Origin of the sequence: Micromonospora sp. NPDC048830 (genome assembly GCF_043198215.1) — a bacterium.
Taxonomy (GTDB): domain Bacteria; phylum Actinomycetota; class Actinomycetes; order Mycobacteriales; family Micromonosporaceae; genus Micromonospora.
In genome coordinates, this window is the sequence record NZ_JBICUP010000039.1 from 1 (window position 1) to 23752 (window position 23752).

Here is a 23752-nt window from a genome sequence, read left to right on the forward strand (position 1 = left end):
GGCGGCGAATGGGCTATCCCTGACCTGCTCCGCAGGGGTTCCGTTTCCTCCCCACGGCTAAAGCCGGGGGTTTCCACGGAAGACATTCGATGAACACGCGCTCCGCCAGCTCCAGGTGAAGGCCGTGGTCCGTGTAGAAGGGCGGATAGATCGTGACCCGCGCCGGCAGCGGCCGGCCGAGGATCTGCTCGAACAGTTCCGCCTTGCCCGCTTCGTCCTCGAAGGGCAGGACGTTCAGGCGGGAGGTGAGCTCGGTGACCCGCCGGACCCTTTTCGCCATGGCCTGGAACTCGGCGCTGTGGATGCGCATGAGACGGTTACTGGACATGCCGCGATCCTTTGAGCTGTGCCGGTAACTGGACGAGACGCGTTGATCACCGATGGTTCGTGAGGACAACCGAAGATCGCCCGGCGGCTGCGGGCCACAGCCTAGCCCTCGATCCGCTGGCGGGTCACCTCGACGAGGCGGTGACGCGTGTCGCTGACAGGTGCGTTCGGGTGGAGCGGCGTGCGACGGCGGCGCAGTTCGTGGAAGGGCTGCTGTCGGACGTGGCGCGCAGGACCTGCTGGTCGAGCAGCTCCGCCGCCTCGACGCGTCCTGGTCACCGACGAGACGGGCTTCCTCAGGAAGGGGGAGGTAAGCCACGTGATCCGGCTTGCGCCCTGTCCGAGGATGGTACGGTGGGTCCCGTTGCAGTTGCTTTCCGAATATTTGTCAGCGTGTGATGGGTAGCTGACCCTCGGCGCTGGTGGTTTCCGGTCATCTCCGGATGTGGGCGATCAACACCGCGACGTCGGGGTCCGCACGGTGTGGGTCCCGAATTCAGCCTCCAAGGAGAAGACATGGCTGTCGGCACTGTGAAGTGGTTCAACGCGGACAAGGGCTTCGGGTTCATCACCCCGGACGGCGGCGGGGCGGACGTGTTCGCCCATTTCTCGGCGATCTCCTCGAACGGCTTCCGCAGCCTCGATGAGAACCAGCGGGTCGAGTTCGACATCACGCAGGGAGCCAAGGGCCCGCAGGCCGCGAACATCCGCGCCCTCTGAACCACCGCCGGCGCGTGCCGTCCATGAACGGAGCATGTCTTGCCTACGCCGACCGGCGCCCTGCTCACGCCCTTCGTTGCGTTCCGCGCCGACGAGTTCGACGGACTGCACCTCGCGCGTCTTCCGTTCGTGCCGGAGATCCGCCTGTACCTGGCGGATGACGCGATCGTGCTGCGGGCCAGGTTGGAGGCGCGGGTCGGGCCGGGGGTCACGCCGTTCTGGGCGAACGCCTGGGCCGGCGGCCAGGCCCTCGCCCGGTACGTCCTGGACCATCCGCAGGTGGTGGCCGGCCGGCGGGTGATCGACGTGGCGTCCGGCTCCGGGCTGGTCGCCATCGCCGCAGCCAAGGCGGGCGCCGTCGAGGTGACCGCCAACGACATCGACCCGTACGCGCTGGCGGCCGTCGCGATGAACGCCACGGCCAACGCGGTCACGCTGGCGGTGAACGAGGACGATCTGCTCGACGGCGACGGCGGCCCCGCCGACGTGATCCTCGCCGGCGACGCCTTCTACGACCCCGAGATGGCCGCGCGGATGCTGGGGTTCCTACACCGCGCTGCCGACCGCGGCGCGCGTGTCCTCGTCGGTGATCCCGGCCGCGGCCACCTGCCACACCGCTGGCTGACGGTACTGACCAGCTACCAGGTACGCGGCCTGGGCGCCGCCGAGGACGCCGAACTCACCCAGGTCTCGGTGCTCGGCCCCGTCGGGTAGGGGTCAGCGCCCACCGCGGCGAGCGCCCGGCCGGGCCCGGGAGGAGAAGGCCGCCACACCGGATCGCGCCGGTGCGGATCGTGTCGAGGCCGTCGGCGCCGGCTTGCCGCCGCGTCGGCTCCGGCCGTCGTGGGCGGGCTGCGCCTCGTGCCGCGGGCCGGCGGACTGCGGTACGGGCTGGGGGACCAGCGTCCGTTCCCCCGGGGCGAGTTCACGCAGCAGCGCGTCACCCGGGCGCAGCCGGGTCGTGGTCGCCGTGATGCCCGCCTTACGCGTCAACTCCCGCACCTCGGGCACCTGCCCGTCGGTCATCAGCGTGACGACGGTTCCGGCCGCGCCGGCCCGGGCGGTACGGCCCGAGCGGTGCAGGTACGCCTTGTGCTCCACCGGCGGGTCGGCGTGCACGACAAGGGCCACGTCGTCGACGTGGATACCCCGGGCGGCGATGTCGGTGGCGACCAGCGTGTGCACCTCCCCGGCGGAGAACGCCCGCAGGTTCCTGGTGCGCGCGGCCTGGGCCAGGTTGCCATGCAGCTCGACGGCGGTCACACCGGCCGCGACCAGCCGGCGGGCGAGGGTTCTCGCGCCCCGCTTGGTACGGGTGAACACCACGGTGCGGCCCGGCGCGGCGGTCAGCTCGACCAGCACGGCGAACCGATCGTCGGCGTGGACGTGCAGGACGTGGTGCGCCATCGCGGCGACCGGCGACAGCGTCGAGTCGACGCTGTGTACGACCGGATCGGCGAGGAACCGCCGCACCAGGACATCGACTCCGGCGTCCAGGGTGGCGGAGAACAGCAGACGCTGCCCGCCGCGCGGGGTCTGCTCCAGCAGCCGCCGTACGGTGGGCAGGAAGCCGAGGTCGGCCATGTGGTCGGCCTCGTCGAGCACGGTGATCTCGACGGCGTCCAGGTGCGCGTTGCCGGCCTCGACGTGGTCGGCGAGCCGACCCGGGCAGGCCACCAGGACGTCGACCCCGGCGCGCAGTCCGGCGATCTGGGGTCGGGCCGCGACGCCACCGAAGATTGTCATCGTGCGCAGCGACAGCGCCTGCGCCAGCGGCGCCATCACGCTGTCGATCTGGGTGGCCAGTTCACGAGTGGGGACGAGGATCAGCGCCCGGGGGCGCCCGGCCCGCCGTGGCGTGGCGGTGGCGGCCAGGCGGGTCAGCACCGCCAGGACGAAGGCATAGGTCTTACCCGAACCGGTGCGGCCCCGGCCGAGCACGTCCCGCCCGGCGAGCGCGTCTGGCAGTGTCGCGGCCTGGATCGGGAACGGCCGATCCACCCCGGCCGCGGCCAGCACGCGGTTCAGCGCGTCGGGCACGCCGAGGTCGGCGAAGGTGAGGGACTCGGGCGAGGTGGTCTGGCGTGGGCGGCGTGCCGCCATGAAGGCTCCGAACGTCGAAGGGACGTCCCGCCCGGCGCTGACCGTTTCGACCGCGGCGCGTGGCGTGGGACATCGAACCCGGCCGCCATGCTGGGCGGGCCGTGCTGTTCAGTCTACTCGAACCCGCTGCCGGGTCCCGCTGCCAACTGGCAGGCGGTGAACGAGCATCGGCGCCGGCCGATCAGGGCGCCACGACCTGCCACCGGCTCTGTCCGTCCATCCATGCCCGGGCCAGGATCTCCGCCGACTGCCGGCCCGGGCACTGGTGGATCTTCGACCGGCCGGCGTCGCCGCCGGCTCGGGCCTCGACCTCCCACGACTCGCCGTCGGTGCGGATGTACACGTCGCGACGCCCTCGCACGGTGCGGTTGCCGTTCCACCAGTGACGCTCGGTTTTCACCCCCCGACCGTATAGCACCGGATCCGAGTTTGGAACGTTGACGATCTTGGTGACCTCTGACCTGCCGGCCGCCCGCCGGTCGGCCCACCCAGGGGCGCGCGCCGGACCGGGCCGGACGGCAGGCAGGCCTCCTCCGCGTTCCGGGACGGCGCGTCCGGGCCCACTCCTCGTGGGTCTGGGTGCCGTTGTCCTTGCTCTTCGAGTTGACATCGCCATGGCTAGCGGTTACCTATTGTCGATCTTCGGAGGGGTGTGCTCGGTGCAGGACGTGGTGCTGGCCATGCTGGCGAAGGAGCCGGCGTACGGGTACGACCTGCGGAGCCGGTTGCGTGGCGCGCTCGGCCCGCTCGGCGAGGCGATGAACGCCGGGCAGATCTACGTGACGCTGGCCCGGCTGGCCAAGGCGGGGCTGGTGACCTCGCAGCGCGCCGAGGGTTTGCCGGATCGGCCCGACCGCAGGATCTACGCGTTGACCCCGGCCGGGCAGCAGCGGGTCGCCGCCTGGCTGACCGAGGTGAGCTGGCCGAGGCCGGACCTCGCCGAGTTCCACCTCAAGCTGGTGGCCGCCGCTGCCGCCCGGCTGGCCGATCCGGTGGCGCTGGCCAAGATCCCCGTGGTCGAGGTGCTGTCCCTCCACGTCGAGCTGCTCGGCCGGCCGATGGTGTACGACGAGGTGATCGACTTCCTCGCCGGAGCGGACGTCAGCCACGTCCGTAGCGAGTACGGCCTGCTGCAGCGGCTCGGGGCAGCCTGGCAGGCACCCCTCCTGACGGTCAACGCCAACCCGGTGTGGCGGTCCAAAGCGCCACCCGGACCAGCGTTCTCATCGGCCCGGATCTGTCGGACGGCCCCGTGAGAAACGACTGACGGCTGGCTTCCCGGGTGGCGGTGCCCCGGCTCATATGCTGTCAGGGTCCCCGCAGCGGGTATCATGCATCAGGCTCGCGGGAGTTCGGGCGGTCGTCTAGAGGAAGTTTGGAGCTATGTCGGCGGCGCACAGGGCATCCGCTGGGGTCGCCGACAACGACGTCTCGAAGAAGGACGTGATCGTCCAGAGGCTTCGTGAGGAGATCGTGTCCGGGGCCATCGCGCCGGGGGAGAAGCTCTCAGAGGCGCGCCTTGCCGAGCGGTTCGGGGTCAGTCGGATGCCGGTGCGTGAGGCGTTCAAGGAGCTCGAAGGCGCCGGGTTCGTCTCGATCGAGCGTCGCCGTGGCACCTTCGTCAAGAGCCTCAGCCGACACGAGATCCTCGATCTCTTCGAGGTGCGTGAGGCGGTCGAGGGGATGACCGCCCGGCTGTGCGCGAACCGCGCCAGCAACCAGCTCATCGCCCGGATCGACGAGGTGATGGCGTCGATGCACGACTGTGTCGAGGCTGGCGACACCGACGGCTACAGCGCCATGGACGCGCGGTTGCACGAACTCATCACCGAGGGTGCCGGCAACGAACGGTTGAGCGACCATTACCGGTTGCTGGTCCAGCACCTGAACCGCGGCCTGCTGTCGTCGATCGTGACCAGGCGGGAGGGGCGGATGCGGCGGTCGCTCGCGGAGCACCGCGCCCTGGTGTACGCCATCCGCGCGCGGGACGCCGATGCGGCGGAAGAGGCCATGCGTGCCCACGTGCAGCGCGGCCGCCTCGAACTCCAGGACGAGTTCACGGCGAAGTTCGGTCGCTGACCGGTCCGGTGCCCTCCGCGCTCGTTCCCGGCGCGGCCAGGGAGGGGCCCGTCGCCGGACGTGAGCGCCACCCCGCCGGCGCCACCCCGCACGCGAGCCCAGCCCAGCGTCGGAGTGCTGCTGCGCAGCAGGTACCCGGCGCCGCCGACGGCGAACGCGTACGCGGCCACTGATCGCGCGCCCGGGCAGGAGCGTGCGCGCCGCCTTGCCGTCCTCGGCCGGTGAGGCCTATCCGGGCTGGTCGGCCCTCGCTTCCGTCGCCGTTTCCGTGCCGCCGACGAGTCGGCGTGGCCAGCGGCAGGTCATCGGAAGTTGGGGTCGGGTCAACCTCTTGACAACTGGTATGGCAGATCAGCAGTATCTGGTGCACGTCGTGGCGCTCCCCCAGTCAAGACGCTTGCATCTGACATACCAGTCTTCTCACCGGTCCGTGTCACCCCCCTGTCACCTGAAACGGGCGACAGCCGACGAAAGGGCTTCGCATGCGTACCAAGATCGCGATCGTGTCAGCCGTTACCGCCATACCCCTCGCCCTCTCGGCGTGTGGGTCCCCGGGCGACGGAGCGGCAGCCGACGGGACCAAGAACATCGGTTTCATCTCCCAGGCCCCCCGCAACGACGGCGGGTTCACCCAGTTCGGCCTGGCCGGCGTGAACGCGGCGATCGAGGCCGACAAGAGCCTCAAGCTGTCCTCCATCGTCGACAACGCCGCCAACTCACAGGAGCAGATCCAGGGCCTCGAGTCGCTGGCCGCGAAGAACCAGATCGTGGTCGCCGACGGCGCCTCGTTCAACAAGGCCGTCGCGGTCGTGGCGCCGAAGTACCCGAAGGTGCGCTTCATCCTGGTGGCCGCCGACCTCGACGCGTACGCCGAGAATGTGACCTCGGTGACGGCCGCCGTCGGCTACAACGCCATCGTCGTCGGGGCCGTCGCTTCGGCCCATTCCCGGACCAAGAAGCTCGGGATGATCGCCGGCCTTGAGGTCCCCTCCACTACCGCCTGGTACCACGGCATGGTCCAGGGCGCCGCGCTGGAGAACCCGAACACCAAGGTCGTGGAGACCTACACCGGCGACTTCAACGACGTCGGTAAGGCCAAGCAGGCCGCCGAGGCCATGATCGCCAGTGGCGTCGACTCGATCCTCTCCGACCTCGACAGCGGCTCCCGGGGCGTCTACCAGGCTGCTGGCGGCGCCGCCAGCCCTACCGACGTGTACGACGTCTTCGCCCTGCACTGCGACTCGAGTCCCCACATCATCGGCTCCGGCGTAGTGAGCTGGTCCGACATCCTGAAGAACGCTGTCGCCGACGCCGCCGCCGACAAGCTGCCGGCTGGCGCCATCAGCTACGGCCTGGGCACCGGCGCGCTGCGGTTCGAGTTCTGCCCAGGCAAGGGGACGGCCGAGGAGAAGGCGCTCGTCGAGAAGATCACCAAGGACATCACCGACGGCAAGATCGTCGCCGACAAGGGTGTTCTCCTTCCCAAGCCGGCCTACCACTTCGAGCAGCGTTAGGCCGCCGTCGATGAAGACTCGTCCCGATCCTGGCCCCGCCCGTCGCGGCACGGACACCGGAGCCTCCGCTCTCCGGCTCACCGGAGTGACCAAGAGGTTCGGCTCCTTCGTCGCCAACGACGCCGTCGACCTCGACATCGCCTGGGGTGAGATCCACGCCCTCCTCGGCGAGAACGGTGCGGGCAAGACGACGCTCATGCGGATCGTCACCGGCCTCTACACCCCGGATGAGGGTGGCATCGAGCTCGACGGAGAGCCGGTGCGGTTCCGCAAGCCCGAGCACGCCCTGCGGGCCGGAATCGGGATGGTCCACCAGCATTTCACCCTGGTGCCGACCCTGACCGAACTGGAGAACCTCGCCATCGCACCAGCCGCCGTTCCGTGGCGCAACGGTCTGACCGAGGCGCGCCACCGTGCACAGGGGGTGGCTGCGGCAACCGGCCTGCGGATCACCCCCGACCGGCTGGTCGCCGACGCGTCGGTGGGGGAGCGGCAGCGACTGGAGATCGTCAAGTTGCTCTGCCGCGGCGCCCGGATCCTGATCTTCGACGAGCCGAGCGCCGCGCTGAGCCCCGGCGAGTGGGACGAACTCGCCAACCTGATGCGGCGGCTCGCCGCCGCCGGCCACGCAGTCATCCTCATCTCGCACAAGCTGTCGGAGGTCTTCAGCGTCGCGGACCGGTACACGGTGCTGCGGCGAGGCGCGGTGAGTGGTTCGGGAACCATCGCGGAGGCGACCCCCGACCACCTGGTGACCCTGATGGTCGGCGATCGAATGGCCGACCGCCCGCCGCTTCCCGCCGGCACACCGGGTCCCGCCGTCCTCACCATCCGCGGTCTCGACGTCGCTCGGGACGACAACCAGCCGGCCGGCCCGAAGGCGCTCCAGGGCATCGACCTCGAGGTGCGTCGAGGCGAGATCCTGGGGATCGCCGGGGTCGCGGGTAGCGGTCAGTCCGAACTCGTCGAGGTGCTCATGGGCATCCGGCCGGCGCTGTCCGGTGCCATCGAGCTGGCGGGGCGGCCATTCACCCGTCGGTCGCCGCGCGGGTTCTTCGAAGCCGGCGGCGCGGTGATTCCAGAGGACCGGCACCACGCGGCGATCGTTCCCGGGATGACTCTCTGGGAGAACATCACCCTGCGGTCGCTGCGCTCCGCGCCGTTGAACAGGCAGGGGATGCTCGACGTCCGGGCGGCGTCCGCCGAGGCGCGCCGGCTGATGGACGAGTTCGACGTACGCGCCGACAGCGAGAACCTGCCGATCGGGCGGCTCTCCGGCGGAAACCAGCAGAAGGCGGTCCTCGCCCGGGAACTGTCGGGGAATCCGGACCTGCTGATCGCCGCACAGCCCGTGCGCGGTCTCGACGTACGGGCGGCGGACTTCGTCTACCGGAGCCTCGTCGCGCACCGCGAACGCGGCGGCGCCGTGCTGCTCATCTCCATGGACCTCGACGAGGTCATCTCGATGTCCGACCGGATCGCGGTGCTCGCCCACGGGCGTATCCAGGGCGTCGTCGACGCCGCGAAGGCCACCCGCGCCAGCCTCGGCGCCCTCATGACCTCGTCCGGAGAGGCTTTGTGATGCTGTCGAAAGACCTGATCATGCGGTTGTTTGTTCAGGTGGGAGTGGCCTTGGCGGCACTGGTCGTCGGCGCGCTCCTGCTGGTGGCGATCGGGGTGGCACCGTCCGACGCGTTCCACGCCTTCTGGAGCGGCACCTTCGGTACGCCGACCAACGCCGGTACGACCCTGACCCAGGCTGTGCCACTGCTCCTGGTCGCGCTCGGCTGGATCCTGACGACCCGGGCCGGACGTCTGCATGTCGGCTTTCCCGGTCAGATCCTCGCCGGTGGATCCCTGGCCACGGCGGTCGGCCTGCAGTGCGGAAGCCTGCCCGGCCCGGTCGCGGTGCTACTCACCGCCATCGCCGGCATCCTCGGCGGGGCACTCTGGGCGGGCCTGACCGCCTGGTTGTGGGCCTCGCGCGGGGTACTCGAGATCGTGTCGTCGCTCCTGCTCAACCTGGTCGCGGTTCAGGCCGCGCACTGGTTGGTCCGGGGGCCGCTGCAGGGTTCCCTGGACGGTCAACCGCAGTCGGCGAACTTCCCGGCCGCCGCACTGTGGCCGAGCGTCGAGTCGATCCCCGGCCGCACCCTCTCGTACGACGTGGTGCTCCTGCCGGTGTGCGCGGTCGCCGTGCTGCTGCTGCTGTCGCGCACCGCGTTCGGCTTCCGCCTGCGGGTGGCCGGTGGCAACCCGGAGGCCGCTCGGTGGTCCGGCATCGATCCGGTCCGCGAAGGGGTCGCGGCCATCGTGATCTCCGGTGGGTTCGCCGGTCTCGCGGGTGCCGCGCTGCTCTTCGCCGGTTCGGCGCCCTGGATGAGTGACGGATTCGAAGCCGGCGTCGGCTTCAACGGCATCGCGGTCGCCCTGCTGGCGCGCAACTCACCGATCGGGGTGGTCGTCACCGCCGTCGTGTTCTCCGCGCTGAACGTCGGTGGGACCGCCATGCAGGCCCAGTTGGACGTGCCGTCCTCGCTGGCCTCGGTGCTCCAGGGCGCCGTCATCGTACTGGTGCTGGTGGCGGCCATCGTCCTGCAGCGCCGCGCGAGCGCGCCGGCCGCGACCAAACCTGCCCTCGCCCGTCGGAGGTCCGGCGTCGTCGCCGCCCCCACCGGGGCCCGGACCGAGGAGGCCTGAGATGGGTATCTTCGACGTCGCCTTCCTCGTCGCGGCGATCACGATCGCCGCCCCGATCCTGCTAGCCGCCACCGGGGAACTCGTCTCCGAGCGGGCCGGCGTACTGAACGTCGGGCTCGAAGGCGTACTGCTCGTCGGCGCCTTCGGCGGCTACCTCGTGATGGCCGGCACGGGGAACATCGCGGTCGGGTTCCTCGGCGGCATCGTCGGCGGTCTGCTGTTCGGGGCGCTGATGGCCGTGCTCGCGATCGAGGCCAAGGTCGACCAGATCGTCTCCGGCATCGCACTGGCCCTGCTCGGCTACGGCCTGACGACGTTCCTCAACGACGACCTCTTCAGCCAGCCACGTGCCTTCGACCCGCTGCCCCGAATCGCGATCCCGGCGCTCTCGGACGTGCCTGTCCTCGGGTCCGCCCTCTTCACCCAGGACGCCTTCATCTATGCCACGGCGGTCGTCGTCGTCCTCGTGGCCCTGGCGCTGACCCGGACGACCTGGGGCATCAACCTGAAGGCGACCGGTGAGAATCCGATGTCCGTCGACGCCGCCGGCGTCAGCGTCCGCGGGCTGCGCTGGGCCGGCGTCCTCTTCTCGGGGGCCTGCGCCGGAGCGGCGGGCGCGTACATCTCCATCGGCGACGTCGGTGTCTTCCGGGAGGCCATGACCGGCGGGCGCGGCTATCTGGCGATCGCCGCCGTCCTGTTCGGTGGCTGGCGGCTGAGCGGGCTGGGCGTTGCCGTCGCGATCTTCGCGGTCACCGATGCCACCCAGTTGCGGCTGCAGGCCGTCGGCGACATCCCCCGTGAGGTATGGGTCGCCGCGGCCCTACTCATCCTGGTCGTTCTCGGCGCCGGGCGGCTCCGGCGGGCGGCGACCACCTTCCGCCTCGACCGGCGGCGGGCTGGGGCCGTCGAACTTGCCGGCCTGGCGGTGGTCGCGGTGCTGGTCGTGCTCGCCGTTGTCCGACCGGCCGTGACCTTGCCGGCGTCCCTGTGGCTCGCCATGCCGTACGTGCTGGCGCTCGTCGCCCTCGCCGTCGAGGGCAAACGGCGGCACAAGGCGCCGGAGGCGCTCGCCGTTCCCTATCTGCGAAGTGAGGTCTGACTTTGATCACCGACGTGCACACGCACTTCTGGACTCGGGAGCACCAGTGCTCTCCCTGGACGGACGGGCTGGGGCGGGTATCGAAGACGCTGGCCTCCGACGAGATCGACCTGGTCACGGTGGAGTCCTACCGCCGGGGCGTCGCGCCCGCCGAGCGGACGATCGTCTTCGGGCTCCAGGCGCAGGCCTCCGGGATCATGGTCCCCAACGATGCCGTCGCCGCATTCGTACGAGAAGTCGGTGGTCAGACCGTCGGCTTCATGTCGGTGGACCCGACCCGTCACGACGCGGTCGACGAGGTGGAGCGCTGCCACGCGGACCTCGGGCTGGTCGGCATCAAACTGGGGCCGATCTACCAGGGAACCTCGCCGCTGCACCCCATGACGATGCGGGTCTTCAAGACCGCGGAGCGGCTCGGCCTGCCCGTCATGATCCATCAAGGCGCGATCTTCGCGAACGCCGGCCGGCTGCCCGACGCCAACCCGCTGCTGCTCGACGACGTGGCATGCACCTTCCCCGACCTGCGGATCGTGGTCGCGCACATGGGTCACCCGTGGATCTACGAAACCGTCGTCGTGATGCGCCGGCACCCCAACGTCTTCGCCGACACGTCCGCGATCGCCAGCCGCCCGACGGTGTTGGCGAACGCCTTCTCGGCCGCCAAGGAGTACGGCGTCCTCTCCAAGGTGCTCTTCGGCAGCGACTCCCCGATGGTGACCGCGGCCAGCGCCGCCGCTGCCCTCGAACGGGTCGTCGCGCGGATGCGGCAGATCGCGCACACGCCCATCACCGACGAGGAACTGCACGGGATCCTGCACCGCCCCTCCTTCGACCTGCTCGGCATCGAGGCACCCGCGGCGTCCCCGCCGAGCCTGCCGATCGCGCTGACCCGAACTGCCTGCTGACCGTCCCCCGGAGAAAGCCATGACTACGAACCAGACCACGCATCCGTCGGTGTTCCTGGACGCTGCGGCCGTACTCGACGGCCCGCTCCCCGTCGAGATCTCGATGGAGCCGATCCTCCAAGGGGCGCCGTTCGCCTACGAGAGGGTCCTGTACGACGCTGCCGGCTCGTTCTTCGCCGTCTGGGCGTGCGACGCCGGTGTCTACCCCCGCGTGAAGGACAAGCGGGGCTCGTTCATGTACATCATTTCCGGCGAGGCCACCATCACGGACGAGGACGGCACCTCCCACGAGCTGACCGCCGGCAGCGTGATCGTGCTGCCGTACGGCTGGGTGGGTGCCTGGGACATCCGCGAGACCATCCGGAAGGTCTACCTGCACACGACCCCGGTGCCGCCGTACCGCGAGGGTGTGCAGCCGTCCGCCTTCCTGGCCGCGGTCGACGTGCTCGAAGGCGACCTGCAACTCCCGGTGGCGGAGACAGGGGCCTCCTGGGCGCCGCCGGTCGCCGAGACCGTCGTGTTCGACGGCCCCGACGGCAGGTGCGCCGTCCAGGAGCGCGGACCGGGGGTGTACCGGCGGGCGGCGGCCGAGGGGGCCTCCTACCTGTACGTCATCTCCGGCGAGGCCACCATCGCGGACGAGGACGGCACCTCGCACGAGTTGACCGCCGGCAGCGCCGTCGCCCTGCCGGACGGTTGGGCCGGCACCTGGGACATCCGCACCACGATCCGCACAGTCCACGTCGACACCGCACCGATCGCCGACAAGTGATCGGGACAGGAGAAACTGTGATCAACAACGACCCCTACGCAGCCGTGACCCCGGCACCGCCGCTGCGCGTATCCAGCGACGACCTCGTCGACGGCACGGAAATGCCGCTGCCCTACCGCGACCCGAACATCGGCGGCACCAACACCTCACCCCACCTGGCCTGGTCGGACTTCCCGGCCGAGACCAAGAGCTTCGCGATCACCTGCTACGACCCGGACGCGCCCACCGGGGTCGGGTTCATGCACTGGGCCGTCGCGAACATTCCCGCCTCCGTGACCTCGCTGCCGGCCGGCGCCGGTGCGCCGGACGGACCGATGCCGCCGGGGTCCCTCACCCTCCCCAACGACCTGCGGATGCGGCAGTACATCGGCCCCAACCCGCCGCCGGGCTCGGGCCGCCACCGCTACGTGTTCATCGTCCACGCCGTCGACGTCCCCGCGCTCGAGATCGATCCCGAGCTGACCCCGGTCGTCCTGGGCTTCAACCTGCACTTTCACACGCTGGCGCGGGGGAGCATGACCGTATGGGTGGACGCGGAGGAGTGACCGTCACGTGATCGCTCAGCAGCCAATTGTCATATTCCTGGAGGCACTGAGATGACAGGAACCCACCCGACGAGCCCTACCGGCCGCTCCCGCCACGCCGAGGTCGCGGGCGCCGGGTTCGCCGGTCTCACCGTGAGCATCGCGCTGGCCCGCCGTGGCTGGACCGTCCGCCTGCACGAGCAGAACGACCAGGTGCGCGACTTCGGCGCCGGCATCCTGCTGTGGCGCAACGCGATGCTGGCCCTCGACGTCATCGGGGTGGCCGGGGCGATCCGGGCGAACGGCGTACAGCCCGGCACCTACGACACCAGCCTGAACGGCGAGCCGGTCTCGTCGGAGCTGGCCGGCTACCCCTACTGGGCGATCACCCGGCCGAAGCTGCACGCGCTGCTGGCCACGGCCGCCCGGGAGGCCGGCGTCGAGATCGTCACAGACTCCCGGGCCGTCGGGGCCGACCCGGCGGGCGCCCTGCTCCTCGCGGACGGGGCCCGGCTGGAGGCCGACCTGGTGATCGGTGCCGACGGCGCCGGCTCGGCCGTACGTAACTCGCTGGGCGAGCTCACCCAGGAACGCAAGAAGTACCAGGACGGCGTCTGCCGGGTCCTGATCCCGCGGCCCGAGGAGTTCCAGGGCCCCGAGTGGGACCGGGTCATCGACTTCTGGACCCTGGAGCCGGACCCGATGCGTATCCTGTTCATCCCCACCGGGCCCGACACGATCTACATGGGCATGATGGCGACGACCACCAACGAGCGCGCCTCACGGATCCCGATCGACGTCGAGGTGTGGTCGAGGCGCTTCCCGCACCTGGCCACGGCGGTGGAACTGGCCGGCAGGGCCGAGGGCGGCCGACACGACAGCTACCAGACCAACCGGGTGACGCCCTGGTCGACCGGTCGGGCGGTGCTCGTCGGGGACGCGGCCCACGCCATGTGTCCCGCGCTCGGGCAGGGTGCCAGCGTCGGCATCGTCAACGCGGTCGAACTCGCCCACACCCTCGACCAGTACGACGACGTCGACAAGGCGCTCGCGGTGTGGGAGCAGCGCGAGCGGGGCATGACCGACGCCGCGCAGGCCCGCAGCGCCTACATGGCCGAGACCCGCACGCTGGCCAAGGGCAACGGCTTCACCCCCGAGGTCATGGAGACGGCGAACTTCGTGCTTTCCTCGGCCACGCCCGAGATCGTGGCGGCGTACCCGGTTCCGGAGGTGAACCGGTCGTGGTGAGCGGGCCCCAGACGGTCGTCATCGGCGACGTCGAGATCACCCGGATCCAGGAGTACGCCGGCCCCAGCCCGGCGACCCCCGGCTTCCTGTTCCCGGACAGCGACCCGGCGTACTGGCGGGACAACGCCGGATGGCTCGACCCGGACTTCTTCGACGCCGGTCGGGGACAGCTGCGCTCGGTGCTGCACACCTGGCTGATCCGCAGCCAGGGGGCGGTGATCCTGCTCGACACCGGCGCCGGCAACGGCAAGGAACGCCCGTACGCCCCGGTCTACGCCCACCACGACACCGCGTACCTCGCGAACCTGGCCGCGGCGGGGGTCGCACCGGAGGACGTGGACATCGTCGTCAACACCCACCTCCACGTCGACCACGTCGGGTGGAACACCCGCCTGGAGGGCCGTGGCTGGGTTCCCACCTTCCCGAACGCGCGTTACCTCATCACACAGGAGGAATTCGAGTTCTGGGACCCGGTGCGGAACCCGCGGCCGCCGGCCGACGGCAACCAGAACGTCTTCGAGGACAGCGTCGTCCCGGTGCACCGCGCGGGACTCGTCGAGCTCTGGAGCGGCGAGTACCGGATCGATTCCGATCTGGTGTTGCAGGCGGCGCCCGGGCACACCCCCGGCTCCGCGGTGCTGCGGCTGGAGTCGGGGAACGCCGGCGCGCTCTTCGTCGGCGACATCATCCACTCACCCGTGCAGATAGCAAACCCGGACGTCAACAGCTGCTTCTGCGAAGACCCGGTGCTGGCCCGGGCGTCCCGCCGCCGCCTCCTCGCCGAGGCCGCGGACCGCTCGTTGCTGGTCTTCCCGGCCCACTTCGGCGGGCACTCCGCCTGTCACGTCGCCGCCGACGCCGACGTGTTCGTCATCCGCGACTGGGCCGACCTGGCCCGGATCTGAACCACCGCTCGGAAGGAACCCACCATCGTGACCGACGACCTGTACGAGGCCGGCCTGGCCATGCGCCGCCGGGTGCTCGGCGACGCCCACGTCGACGCGTCGCTGGCCGCCGCCACCGACTTCTCGATCGATCTGCAGGAGTACGTGACGAAGTACTGCTGGGGCGACATCTGGAACCGCCCCGGGCTCAGCCTGGAGGAGCGCAGCCTGATCAACCTCGCCATGATCACCGCCCTCAACCGGGGCCACGAGTTCAAGGCGCACGTCCGCGGCGCGCTGAACAACGGGGTCTCCCGGGAGAAGATCAAGGAGGTCCTCATGCAGACCGCCTTCTACTGCGGCGGGCCCGCCGCGTTGGAGAGCTTCCGCCTCGCAGCCGAGGTGTTCGCCGCCGTGGACGCCGAGTGACCGGGGTGGGGATCGAGCACATCGGGTTCATCGGCCTCGGCAGGATGGGCCGACCGATGGCCGCGCGACTGTACGAGGCGGGCTATCGACTCACGGTGGCCGACGCCGCACCGGACGTCGCCGAGGGATTCGTGACCGACCATCCGAAGGCGGTCGCCGCCCACACCGTCGACGCGTACCGCACCGTGGACGCCCTGATCCTGATGCTGCCGAACTCGGCGGTCGTCGAGTCGGTGCTCGAGGGCGACGCGGTCGCGGAAGCGCTGCGACCCGGCACCCTGGTCGTCGACATGAGCTCGTCCGAGCCGCTGCGCACCCGCGCGCTGGCCGAGCGACTGGCCGCCCGGGGCCTGCGGATGCTCGACGCTCCCGTCTCCGGCGGGGTACGCGGCGCGGTCGCCGGAACGCTGGCGGTACTGGTCGGCGGGGAGGAGACCGATCTGGCCGAGGTGCGCCCGGCCCTGCAACGACTGGCCCGAACCGTCATCCCGGTCGGCCCCATCGGGTCCGGGCACGCGGCGAAGGCCCTGAACAACCTGGTCTCGGCCACCACCATCTCGGTGACCGTGGAGGCGCTGCGGCTGGGGGAGCGGTTCGGCATCCCGCCGGAGACGATGACCGAGGTGCTCAACAGCTCCTCCGGGCGCTCGAACACCAGCGAGAACAAGGTCGCCCAGTTCATGATCAGCGGCAGCTACGACTCGGGGTTCGCGCTGCACCTGATGGCGAAGGACGTCGGGATCGCCGTCGACCTGGCATGCGAACTCGGCCAGGCCACCGAGGTCGCGGACGGCGTGGCCCGGCAGTGGCGGCGGATCGCCACGGAGGTCACGCCGCAGACCGACCACACCGCCATGTACGAGCTGATCGGCGGTGACCGGTGAACGCCCCGCTGCTGCACTGGATCGGCGGCGAGGCCGTCCCGCCGACCGCCGGGGGTTTCCGTGTCGGCACCAATCCGGCGACCGGCGGTGCCGGGGCACAGGTCGCGCAGGGCACGGCGGCCGACGTCGACCTCGCCGTGCGGGCGGCCCAGGCCGCGGCGCCCGGGTGGCGCCGCATCGCGTCGCTGGAACGCGGCCGGATCCTGGCGGCCATCGGCCGGCGGCTGCTCGCGGACCTGGACGCCCTGGCCGAACTGGAGAGCCTCGACACCGGCAAGCCGCTCGCCCTCGCCACGGCCGAGATCCGCGGTGCCGCGGAGTACTTCGAGTTCTATGCGGCACTGGTGAACCTGCCGGCGGGCGACGTGCTCGACATCCGGTCCGACCTGCACGTCTACACGCGGCGCGAACCGTTCGGGGCGGTCGGGGTGATCACGCCGTGGAACCTGCCGCTCAACCAGGCGGCCCGGGCCTGCGCCCCGGCGCTCGCCGCCGGCAACACGATCGTCGCGAAGCCCGCGGAGACCACCTCGCAGTCGACCGTGGCGCTGGCCCGGATCGCCAGCGAGGAGGGGTTGCCGCCGGGGGTGCTCAACGTGGTGCTCGGCCGCGGCGACGAGGTCGGTACCGCGATCGTGCGGCACCCGCTCGTGCGGAAGGTGGCCTTCACCGGTTCGGTGCGGGTCGGGCAGGACATCGGGCGGATCGCGGCGGACCGGATCCTTCCGCTGACTCTCGAGCTCGGCGGCAAGTCGGCCAACATCGTGTTCGCCGACGCCGATCTCGAGTTCGCCGCCGCCGAGGCCGTCCGGGCCTTCACGACCAACGCGGGCCAGGTCTGCTCCTCCGGGACCCGGCTGCTGGTCGAGCGGTCGGTCCAGGAGCGGTTCGTCGAAGCGCTGGTGGCGGAGACCCGGCGGCTGCGTCCCGGCCAGGACGTGGGTCCGATGATCACCCGAGGCCAGTACGACACCGTGCAGCGGTACTTCGCGATCGCCGCCGAGGAGGGCGCGCGCGCCGAGTTCGGCGGTGGCGTGGTCACCGATCCCGAGTTCGCCGGCGGCTTCTATGTCGAGCCCACGATCTACTCCGGCGTCACCAACGGGATGCGGATCGCCCGGGAGGAGGTCTTCGGGCCGGTCCTGGTGGTCATCCCGTTCGACACCGAGGAGGAGGCCGTCGAACTCGCCAACGACTCGGAGTTCGGCCTGGTCGGGGGAGTCTTCACCGAGGACATCTCCCGCGCCTTCCGGGTCGCCGAGTCGATCGAGGCGGGCCAGGTCTACGTCAACTCGTGGTCGACCCAGTCGGTCCAGATGCCGTTCGGCGGGCACAAGCAGAGCGGCTACGGGCGGGAGAAGGGGATCGAGGCGCTGCACCACTACTCGCACGTCAAGAGCATCAGCGTGCGGCTGGCTCCCCGTCGCTGAGCGAAGCGCCCGCGCGGCGGCGGCACAGGTGTGACCACCGCGATCCCAATTGGTATGGCAGAACTCAGGAGGTTGCAGGATGACGAGCACGCTCCAGACCGCCCCGTCGGTCGAGGCCGACATCAGGCTCGCGGAGAAGATGTTCATCGGCGGCGAGTGGGTGGCGGCCGGTAGCGGTCAGACGTTGCCGGTCTACGACCCTGCCGACGGCAGCTTGGTCGCCGAGGTGCCCGCCGGCGACGCGAGTGACGTCGACCGGGCGGTCGCGGCCGCTCGTGCCGCCTTCGCACCGGGCGGCTCGTGGCGGTCGCTCACCCCCCAGGCCCGCGGCAGGCTGATCTGGCGGCTGGCCGACCTGATCGAGGAGAACGCCGAGCGGCTCGCCGTGCTCGACTCGATCGACAGCGGGAAGCCGATCAACGAGATGCGGTACTTCGACATTCCGTTCTCGGTGGACGTGCTGCGCTACTACGCCGGCTGGACCACGAAGATCACCGGCGAGACCATTCCGATCTCCTACCCGGCCAGCCACGGCGGGAGGTTCCACGCCTACACCCTCAAAGAGCCGGTGGGCGTGGTCGCCGCGATCGTGCCGTGGAACCTGCCGCTGCTCATGGCGATCAAGAAGCTCGCGCCGGCCCTCGCCACCGGCTGCACCATCGTGCTCAAGCCGGCCGAGCAGACCCCGATCTCCATCGCGCTGCTCGCGCAGCTCACGGCCGAGGCCGGTATCCCGGCCGGCGTGGTGAACTACGTGACCGGGTTCGGTGAGACCGTCGGCGCGGCCCTCGTCGAGCACCCCGGCGTGGACAAGGTGACCTTCACCGGCTCGGTGCCCACCGGCAAGGCGATCGTGCGAGCCGCCACCGGCAACCTCAAGCGCGTCTCGCTCGAACTGGGCGGAAAATCCCCCAACATCGTCTTCGCCGACGCCGACCTCGACGCCGTGATCGCCGGAGCGGCCGCCGCCGCGTTCGCCACCCAGGGCGAGAGCTGCATCGCCGGCTCCCGCCTCTACGTGCAGCGTGGCGTCTTCGACGAGGTCGTCCAGCGGCTCGCGAAGCACGCCGCCTCGATCACGCTCGGCCGGGGTACCGACCCCGCCACCCAGATGGGGCCGTTGATCTCGGCCGAGCACCGCGACAAGGTCCTCGGGTACGTCGAGATCGGCGTGGACGAGGGCGCCGAGGTGGTCACGGGCGGCCGCGCGCCGCAGGGAGAGTCCTACGCCGGCGGCTACTTCGTCGAGCCCACCGTCCTCGTCAACGCCCGCCCCGACTCGCGGATCATGCACGAGGAGATCTTCGGCCCGGTCGTCTCGGCCGTACCGTTCGACACCGAGGAGGAGGTGCTGGCGCTGGCCAACAACACCCGCTTCGGCCTCGGCGCCGGCGTGTGGACCCGGGACGTCTCGCGGGCGCACCGGATGGCCGCCGCGATCGAGTCCGGCCAGGTGTGGGTCAACTGTTACCAGGCGGCCGACTCGGCGCTCCCGTTCGGCGGCACCAAGGAGTCCGGCTGGGGCCGGGAGACCTGCCGGGAGTCGCTGGAGGAGTACCTCGAGACCAAGACAGTCGTGGTGTCCCTGTGAGTGCGTCGACGCCCATCGGCTACGACTACATCGTGGTCGGAGCCGGTACGGCCGGGTGCGTCCTCGCGGCCCGGCTCAGCGAGGACCCGGCGGTCCGGGTGCTGCTGATCGAGGCGGGCCGGGCCGACGCCAGCGAACGGATCATGGCTACGTCCACCTGGCCGGCGCTGCGGGGGACGGAGGTGGACTGGGCCTTCCAGACCGTCCCGCAGGCCGGCACCGGCAAGGTCCACGACATCCCGCGCGGACGTACCGTCGGCGGCACCGGCAGCATCAACGCGATGGCCTTCCTGCGCGGCGACCGTAGCGACTTCGACACCTGGGCCTACCTCGGCTGTACGGGATGGGACTACGCCTCCGTCCTGCCGTACTTCAAGCGGTCCGAGACGTCCGCCCACGGCGACCCGGCGTACCGGGGGCAGGCCGGTCCGCTCCGCCCGGCACCGGCCGCGCGGTTGCATCCGTTGTCCCGGGCCTACCTGGCTGCCGCGGCCCAGGCCGGCCACCCGGTCGTCGACGATCTGAACGGCGCCGAACTGCGTGGCGCCAGCAGCCACGACCTGCTCATCGTCGACGGGCGGCGGCAGAGCACCGCGACGGCGTACCTCGAACCGGCGCTCGGCCGGACGAACCTCGACCTGGTGACGGGGGCGTTCGTGGAGCGGGTGGTCATCGACGGTGATCGGTGCCTCGGTGTCGACGTGGTCGTCGACGGCGAGCGGCGCCACTACGCGGCCGAGGTCGACACGATTCTCTGCGCCGGCGCCATCGGCACCCCGCACCTCCTGCTCACCTCGGGGGTCGGCCCCGTCCAGGTCCTGGAGCGCGTCGGCGTCAAGGTGCTCCACGACCTGCCGGGCGTGGGGCAGAGCCTCCAGGACCACGTCATCCTGGCCGGCCTCACCGTCGAGGCCGGCCGCCCGCTCCCGCCCGTCAGCGGCAATCTCGGTGAGACGACGCTGCTGCTGGACAGTGAACCGGGGCGGGCGTCGATCGACCTGCAGATCGTGTTCATCCACGTCCCCTTCACCAACCCCTGGCAGTCGGCGCCCGAGCATGGCTACACCTTCGGCATCGGGCACATGCGTCCCGCCAGCCGGGGCGTGCTGGAACTGGCCAGCCCCGACCCGGCGGTGCCGCCCCGCATCGACTTCCGTTATCTCGACGAGCCCGCCGACGTCCGGGCCCTGGTATCCGGGGTCCGGCACGCCCTGCGGATCAGCGAGATGCCGGCGTTCGACGACTGGAAGGCGAGATCGCACCCACTTCTGGCCGCCGACGACGCCACGGTCACGGCGTTCGTCCGGGAGGCGGTGCAGTCCTACGGACATGCGGCCGGCTCGTGCAGGATGGGCGTGGACTCGCTTGCGGTCGTGGACCCGCAGCTGCGAGTGACAGGGTTGCACGGGCTGCGCATCGCCGACGCCTCGGTCATGCCGACCATCGTGTCGACGAACACCAACGCGGCGACGGTGATGATCGCCGAGAAGGCCGCAGACCTCGCGCAGGGGATCACCGCCGCAGTCTGACCTGCCGGATACCGGCCCGGGCTCGGTCGACCCAGGTGAACGGTCGCCGCGCGGTTACCCGCGACGCACGCCGAGGCGGGGACGGTCCTTGCGCACTGGACCGGACACTACATCCGCGACGTCAAGCCGCACCTCCTTCGATGCGTGCCGCTGCACTCATGCGACTTGCGTGTCGCACGACGAGGTTGAGCCAGGAGGATCCGGTCGGGGTGAAGTGCAGGTGGAACCGCGGGTGCCGGGCGAGCCAGGCGCGGATGGCCGCAGTCTTGTGGGTTCTGTAGTTGTCGCAGATCAGGTGCACGTCCGCCTCTTCCGCAGCACCTTCGACGCCATGCATCCCGAATGACCGGCTCAGACGTCCACGCTTGGGCGGTAGGACAGGCTGCGTGTTGAAGTGCGCTTGGTTGCTCTCTTCGAGTTCAGACCTGCATGAGGACGCCGGAATCCACCACCCACTCCGCACCGGTGACCTGACTGGCCAGCGGGGAGATGAGGTAGGCGATTACTCTCGCGACATCCTCGGGTTCGCTTACCCGCTTGGCTAGTTGTGGGCGGACGGAAGTGCTCATGTGTTCGACGACGTCGTCGAACTCGACTCCGTGAAGTTTTGCTACTTTCTCGCCAAAACGACCAGGCGCTTCATAGATCGCCGTCTTAGTCAATCCTGGAGTGACGACGTTCGATCTCGTTCCTTTGCTGGTAAATTCGGCCGCCAAGGTTTTCGACAGGGAGAGTAGCGCGAGCTTCGCGGCGGCGTAGTCGGGGTTCAGTCTTGTGCCGAGATGGGCTGAAGAGCTGGAGACATGGACGATCGCGCTGTCACCAGCGGCGAGTAGTGCTGGCAATGCGGCCTTGCTCATGCGTCGTGCGACATGAAAGTTCAGGTCGAACATGTCGAGCCATTGTTCTTCGGTGATGCCAAGGAAGCCGTTTCGGAGATCTGGGCCGCCTAGGTTGTTGACCAGCCCGTCGAGGCGACCATGGCGTTTCAGTATTGTTTCGACAATACGATCACCTGCTGCCGGCGCGGTTAGATCGGCGAAGATGTGGTCGACCTGCGGACCAGAGGTTCCCGGCGCCGGGTTGCGGCTCACGCCGACTGCCGTGGCGCCTTCCGCGGCAAGCAGTTCCGCAGTGGCGCGCCCGATGCCTGTGGATGCTCCGGTGACGAGTATCACCCGATCCTTCAGTTGGAGGTCCATAAATCTTCTCCGCGATAGGACACGTGGATTGACGTGTTACGAGGGTGACCGTCCGGCTGGCCCCCGGCGATGTCCGTATAAATCAGTTTTGTCGCGGCGCGGGCATGGTCGGTACGGGGGGACGCTGCCCCCATGCCGCGACACTTGCGATGCACAGGTCATCGAACGAAGGACTCTCAACCTGATCGGCGAACTCCGCAAGATCGGCTGCGGTGATCCCGAACTGCGCATCCAGGTCGGCCGCGATGTGCTCGGCGGTCAGCCGCCATGCTCGTCCCATCGGCGTGCCTCCAACACCATGGCTGGAGGCGTGGACTCCCGTATGGACCAGCCCGTTCGCACGCAACTGCGCGGGGAATGACCGCGACCAGCCGTAGTCACTTCCCATCCGTTTGGTGGCGACCGCCATGATCGCCTTGCTGACCTTGCGGTACAGCGGGTTCGGCGATGAGTCGAAGGGGAACGGCCCCGTGTCTTCGAGGAGCAGCCAGCCACCTGGGGCCAGCCAGCGCACCACCTTGGCGAGCACGGCGTCACGGTCGATGAGGTGCTCGAACACAAACCTGGAACAAATCAGATCGAAGCTGCCCTCCGGGAAGTCGTCGACAGTCACATCGTGCGCGATGACGCGCAGGTTCGACGGACGTCCCTCCGCCGAGATCAAGCTGGTATCGAGATCGGTGGCGATCACCTCGCCGTGAGGACACTGGGTCGCCAGCCAGTGTGCGATGGTGCCGACGCCAGATCCGATTTCCAGACAGTTCCAGCCGGGCTGGATGCCGAAGCGTTCGAGCCGGTGGATGGTGTCCTGGTCGAACGCTCCGGCCAGGGCAGTCAATCGCTCCGCCTCCGCATTGTGGCTATGCGTGAAAAGGAGATGACCATAAGGCGCTGTAGTCAAATCAATATCCCTAAACGTGTACAAGTCGTTATTGTCGCCGCGCCACCTTCCAGAGGTAGTTACCGGCGGGTTAATAGGCAGGCGCAGCCCGCCTTGGCGATAGGGGTGGACATGCCTTGGCGGGCAAGGAAGAGCAGCGGCTTGTTGCCTCACCATACCCCACAGACGATCAACGCGATAGATCCTCGTAACATCATGAGGTTTCGCAGGGCGCGCAACCGCTACAAGATGTTGAAAAGCCCGGTTTGTCCACTGTGCTTCGGCGGATCGGCCCCGATCCGTGACTACTGGCACCAGCGGCGACGTCGCAACCCTGCCCCCATCGGCACGATCACGCTGCGGCTCCTACGAGCCCAGCAAGGCCGATGCCCGATCTGCCGAGGGCTGCCGCTCCACGCCGAGCATGAACCACTCAACCCGGTGTTTCACCTGACCACGTCGGCCGTGCTGCTGGTGGCGGGCGCGGCGATTGGCGGACTGGGTTTCGCGCAGCAGATCGCCGTACGCCGGGCCGAGCGGAAGCAGGCGGAGCAGATCCGCCGGGACGCCGCCACCGCCGAGCGGGAACGGCTGGCCCGCTCCATTCACGACGGCGTGTTGCAGGTACTGACACTGGTGCAGCGTCACGGCCTCGAAATCGGCGGGCAGGGGACACAACTGGCCACGCCCGCCGCCGAACAGGAGGTGGCCTTGCGGACCCTGCTCACCGGCACAGCCACCCCCCCATCCCGGTGGTGATCAGGATCTGCGGGCGACGGCACGACAACGATCTACAGCAGTCCAGGCGAGGAAACCGAGGTCGAGTTCTCGGTTCCGCGGCGTAGGCCCGCCGGGCGGTGAGCGCCCCCAGCACCGAGGCACCCGGTCGGGGCGGGCAGCACGGGGATGGCGGCCGTCACCGGTCTCAA

24 protein-coding genes and 1 pseudogene are annotated in these 23752 nt (G+C 69.9%); 19 read left to right on the plus strand and 6 right to left on the minus strand.

The window, feature by feature from the left end:
• Positions 1–13: 13 nt before the first annotated feature.
• On the minus strand, positions 14–328 hold the full coding sequence (locus ACGFIZ_RS26480; protein WP_393423514.1) for a hypothetical protein: 315 nt from the start codon (positions 326–328) through the stop codon (positions 14–16).
• 515 nt (positions 329–843) lie between these two features.
• Here ACGFIZ_RS26480 and ACGFIZ_RS26485 point away from each other — a divergent pair.
• Both ACGFIZ_RS26485 and ACGFIZ_RS26490 read left to right on the plus strand, forming a co-directional pair.
• On the plus strand, positions 844–1047 hold the full coding sequence (locus ACGFIZ_RS26485; RefSeq protein WP_393423516.1) for a cold-shock protein: 204 nt from the start codon (positions 844–846) through the stop codon (positions 1045–1047).
• A 39-nt stretch (positions 1048–1086) separates the two neighbouring features.
• Positions 1087–1761 (plus strand): class I SAM-dependent methyltransferase, encoded by a 675-nt coding sequence (locus tag ACGFIZ_RS26490; protein ID WP_393423518.1) that lies wholly within the window; start codon positions 1087–1089, stop codon positions 1759–1761.
• Positions 1762–1764: 3 nt separating this feature from the next.
• Here ACGFIZ_RS26490 and ACGFIZ_RS26495 read toward each other — a convergent pair whose 3' ends face one another.
• Positions 1765–3150, minus strand: coding sequence for a DEAD/DEAH box helicase (locus ACGFIZ_RS26495; protein ID WP_393423520.1), 1386 nt, complete (start codon positions 3148–3150; stop codon positions 1765–1767).
• A gap of 181 nt (positions 3151–3331) precedes the next feature.
• Positions 3332–3550, minus strand: a complete 219-nt coding sequence (locus tag ACGFIZ_RS26500) for a hypothetical protein (RefSeq protein ID WP_347671085.1) — start codon at positions 3548–3550, stop codon at positions 3332–3334.
• Between the two features lie 259 nt (positions 3551–3809).
• Between ACGFIZ_RS26500 and ACGFIZ_RS26505 the strand changes: the two genes are divergently transcribed.
• The 16 genes from ACGFIZ_RS26505 to ACGFIZ_RS26580 all read left to right on the plus strand — a co-directional run bounded on the left by ACGFIZ_RS26505 (position 3810) and on the right by ACGFIZ_RS26580 (position 20741).
• Complete coding sequence (locus ACGFIZ_RS26505; RefSeq protein WP_393423522.1) at positions 3810–4406, plus strand: PadR family transcriptional regulator; 597 nt, start codon at positions 3810–3812, stop codon at positions 4404–4406.
• Positions 4407–4533: 127 nt separating this feature from the next.
• The gene (locus ACGFIZ_RS26510; protein WP_393423524.1) at positions 4534–5229 is read left to right on the plus strand and encodes a GntR family transcriptional regulator; all 696 of its coding nucleotides are present in this window, start codon (positions 4534–4536) and stop codon (positions 5227–5229) included.
• A gap of 503 nt (positions 5230–5732) precedes the next feature.
• Positions 5733–6743: a BMP family protein gene (locus ACGFIZ_RS26515; RefSeq protein WP_393423526.1), complete on the plus strand. Its 1011-nt coding sequence runs from the start codon at positions 5733–5735 to the stop codon at positions 6741–6743.
• A gap of 85 nt (positions 6744–6828) precedes the next feature.
• A complete protein-coding gene (locus ACGFIZ_RS26520) occupies positions 6829–8325 on the plus strand; it encodes an ABC transporter ATP-binding protein (RefSeq protein ID WP_393423528.1) in 1497 nt (498 codons plus the stop codon).
• The gene (locus ACGFIZ_RS26525; protein ID WP_393423530.1) at positions 8325–9443 is read left to right on the plus strand and encodes an ABC transporter permease; all 1119 of its coding nucleotides are present in this window, start codon (positions 8325–8327) and stop codon (positions 9441–9443) included. The genes ACGFIZ_RS26520 and ACGFIZ_RS26525 overlap by 1 nt, the downstream gene beginning before the upstream one ends.
• A gap of 1 nt (position 9444) precedes the next feature.
• Positions 9445–10545, plus strand: coding sequence for an ABC transporter permease (locus ACGFIZ_RS26530; protein ID WP_393423532.1), 1101 nt, complete (start codon positions 9445–9447; stop codon positions 10543–10545).
• Positions 10546–10547: 2 nt separating this feature from the next.
• Complete coding sequence (locus ACGFIZ_RS26535) at positions 10548–11450, plus strand: amidohydrolase family protein (RefSeq protein WP_393423534.1); 903 nt, start codon at positions 10548–10550, stop codon at positions 11448–11450.
• A 19-nt stretch (positions 11451–11469) separates the two neighbouring features.
• Complete coding sequence (locus tag ACGFIZ_RS26540; RefSeq protein ID WP_393423536.1) at positions 11470–12222, plus strand: cupin domain-containing protein; 753 nt, start codon at positions 11470–11472, stop codon at positions 12220–12222.
• 17 nt (positions 12223–12239) lie between these two features.
• Positions 12240–12767 (plus strand): YbhB/YbcL family Raf kinase inhibitor-like protein, encoded by a 528-nt coding sequence (locus tag ACGFIZ_RS26545; RefSeq protein WP_393423538.1) that lies wholly within the window; start codon positions 12240–12242, stop codon positions 12765–12767.
• Positions 12768–12818: 51 nt separating this feature from the next.
• Positions 12819–13994 (plus strand): FAD-dependent oxidoreductase, encoded by a 1176-nt coding sequence (locus ACGFIZ_RS26550; protein ID WP_393423540.1) that lies wholly within the window; start codon positions 12819–12821, stop codon positions 13992–13994.
• Positions 13991–14899 (plus strand): MBL fold metallo-hydrolase, encoded by a 909-nt coding sequence (locus tag ACGFIZ_RS26555; RefSeq protein WP_393423542.1) that lies wholly within the window; start codon positions 13991–13993, stop codon positions 14897–14899. Before ACGFIZ_RS26550 ends, ACGFIZ_RS26555 begins: the two co-directional genes overlap by 4 nt.
• A 60-nt stretch (positions 14900–14959) precedes the next feature.
• Positions 14960–15307: a carboxymuconolactone decarboxylase family protein gene (locus ACGFIZ_RS26560; RefSeq protein WP_145777827.1), complete on the plus strand. Its 348-nt coding sequence runs from the start codon at positions 14960–14962 to the stop codon at positions 15305–15307.
• Positions 15304–16191 (plus strand): NAD(P)-dependent oxidoreductase, encoded by an 888-nt coding sequence (locus ACGFIZ_RS26565; protein WP_393423544.1) that lies wholly within the window; start codon positions 15304–15306, stop codon positions 16189–16191. Before ACGFIZ_RS26560 ends, ACGFIZ_RS26565 begins: the two co-directional genes overlap by 4 nt.
• The gene (locus tag ACGFIZ_RS26570; RefSeq protein ID WP_393423545.1) at positions 16188–17621 is read left to right on the plus strand and encodes an aldehyde dehydrogenase family protein; all 1434 of its coding nucleotides are present in this window, start codon (positions 16188–16190) and stop codon (positions 17619–17621) included. Before ACGFIZ_RS26565 ends, ACGFIZ_RS26570 begins: the two co-directional genes overlap by 4 nt.
• Positions 17622–17700: 79 nt before the next feature.
• The gene (locus tag ACGFIZ_RS26575; RefSeq protein WP_393423547.1) at positions 17701–19212 is read left to right on the plus strand and encodes an aldehyde dehydrogenase family protein; all 1512 of its coding nucleotides are present in this window, start codon (positions 17701–17703) and stop codon (positions 19210–19212) included.
• Complete coding sequence (locus ACGFIZ_RS26580) at positions 19209–20741, plus strand: GMC family oxidoreductase (RefSeq protein WP_393423549.1); 1533 nt, start codon at positions 19209–19211, stop codon at positions 20739–20741. Before ACGFIZ_RS26575 ends, ACGFIZ_RS26580 begins: the two co-directional genes overlap by 4 nt.
• A 172-nt stretch (positions 20742–20913) precedes the next feature.
• Here ACGFIZ_RS26580 and ACGFIZ_RS26585 read toward each other — a convergent pair.
• The 3 genes and pseudogenes from ACGFIZ_RS26585 to ACGFIZ_RS26595 form a co-directional block, all read right to left on the minus strand.
• Positions 20914–21042 (minus strand): annotated as a pseudogene (locus ACGFIZ_RS26585) (transposase); the annotation flags it as partial.
• Positions 21043–21160: 118 nt separating this feature from the next.
• Positions 21161–21943 carry an SDR family NAD(P)-dependent oxidoreductase gene (locus tag ACGFIZ_RS26590; RefSeq protein ID WP_393423551.1) on the minus strand — a complete coding sequence of 261 codons (783 nt, stop codon included), beginning with the start codon at positions 21941–21943 and terminating at the stop codon, positions 21161–21163.
• Between the two features lie 82 nt (positions 21944–22025).
• A complete protein-coding gene (locus ACGFIZ_RS26595) occupies positions 22026–22868 on the minus strand; it encodes a class I SAM-dependent methyltransferase (protein WP_393423553.1) in 843 nt (280 codons plus the stop codon).
• A gap of 171 nt (positions 22869–23039) precedes the next feature.
• Between ACGFIZ_RS26595 and ACGFIZ_RS26600 the strand changes: the two genes are divergently transcribed.
• Positions 23040–23582, plus strand: coding sequence for a hypothetical protein (locus ACGFIZ_RS26600; protein ID WP_393423555.1), 543 nt, complete (start codon positions 23040–23042; stop codon positions 23580–23582).
• The last annotated feature ends 170 nt before the right edge of the window (positions 23583–23752 follow it).

Coding starts and splice junctions, on each gene's coding strand:
- ACGFIZ_RS26485 (WP_393423516.1), top strand. CDS start 844: ATGGCTGTCGGCACTGTGAAGTGGTTCAACGCGGACAAGGGCTTCGGG.
- ACGFIZ_RS26530 (WP_393423532.1), top strand. CDS start 9,445: ATGGGTATCTTCGACGTCGCCTTCCTCGTCGCGGCGATCACGATCGCC.
- ACGFIZ_RS26575 (WP_393423547.1), top strand. CDS start 17,701: ATGACGAGCACGCTCCAGACCGCCCCGTCGGTCGAGGCCGACATCAGG.
- ACGFIZ_RS26510 (WP_393423524.1), top strand. CDS start 4,534: ATGTCGGCGGCGCACAGGGCATCCGCTGGGGTCGCCGACAACGACGTC.
- ACGFIZ_RS26525 (WP_393423530.1), top strand. CDS start 8,325: ATGCTGTCGAAAGACCTGATCATGCGGTTGTTTGTTCAGGTGGGAGTG.
- ACGFIZ_RS26590 (WP_393423551.1), bottom strand. CDS start 21,943: ATGGACCTCCAACTGAAGGATCGGGTGATACTCGTCACCGGAGCATCC.
- ACGFIZ_RS26480 (WP_393423514.1), bottom strand. CDS start 328: ATGTCCAGTAACCGTCTCATGCGCATCCACAGCGCCGAGTTCCAGGCC.
- ACGFIZ_RS26560 (WP_145777827.1), top strand. CDS start 14,960: ATGCGCCGCCGGGTGCTCGGCGACGCCCACGTCGACGCGTCGCTGGCC.
- ACGFIZ_RS26600 (WP_393423555.1), top strand. CDS start 23,040: ATGAGGTTTCGCAGGGCGCGCAACCGCTACAAGATGTTGAAAAGCCCG.
- ACGFIZ_RS26540 (WP_393423536.1), top strand. CDS start 11,470: ATGACTACGAACCAGACCACGCATCCGTCGGTGTTCCTGGACGCTGCG.
- ACGFIZ_RS26550 (WP_393423540.1), top strand. CDS start 12,819: ATGACAGGAACCCACCCGACGAGCCCTACCGGCCGCTCCCGCCACGCC.
- ACGFIZ_RS26495 (WP_393423520.1), bottom strand. CDS start 3,150: ATGGCGGCACGCCGCCCACGCCAGACCACCTCGCCCGAGTCCCTCACC.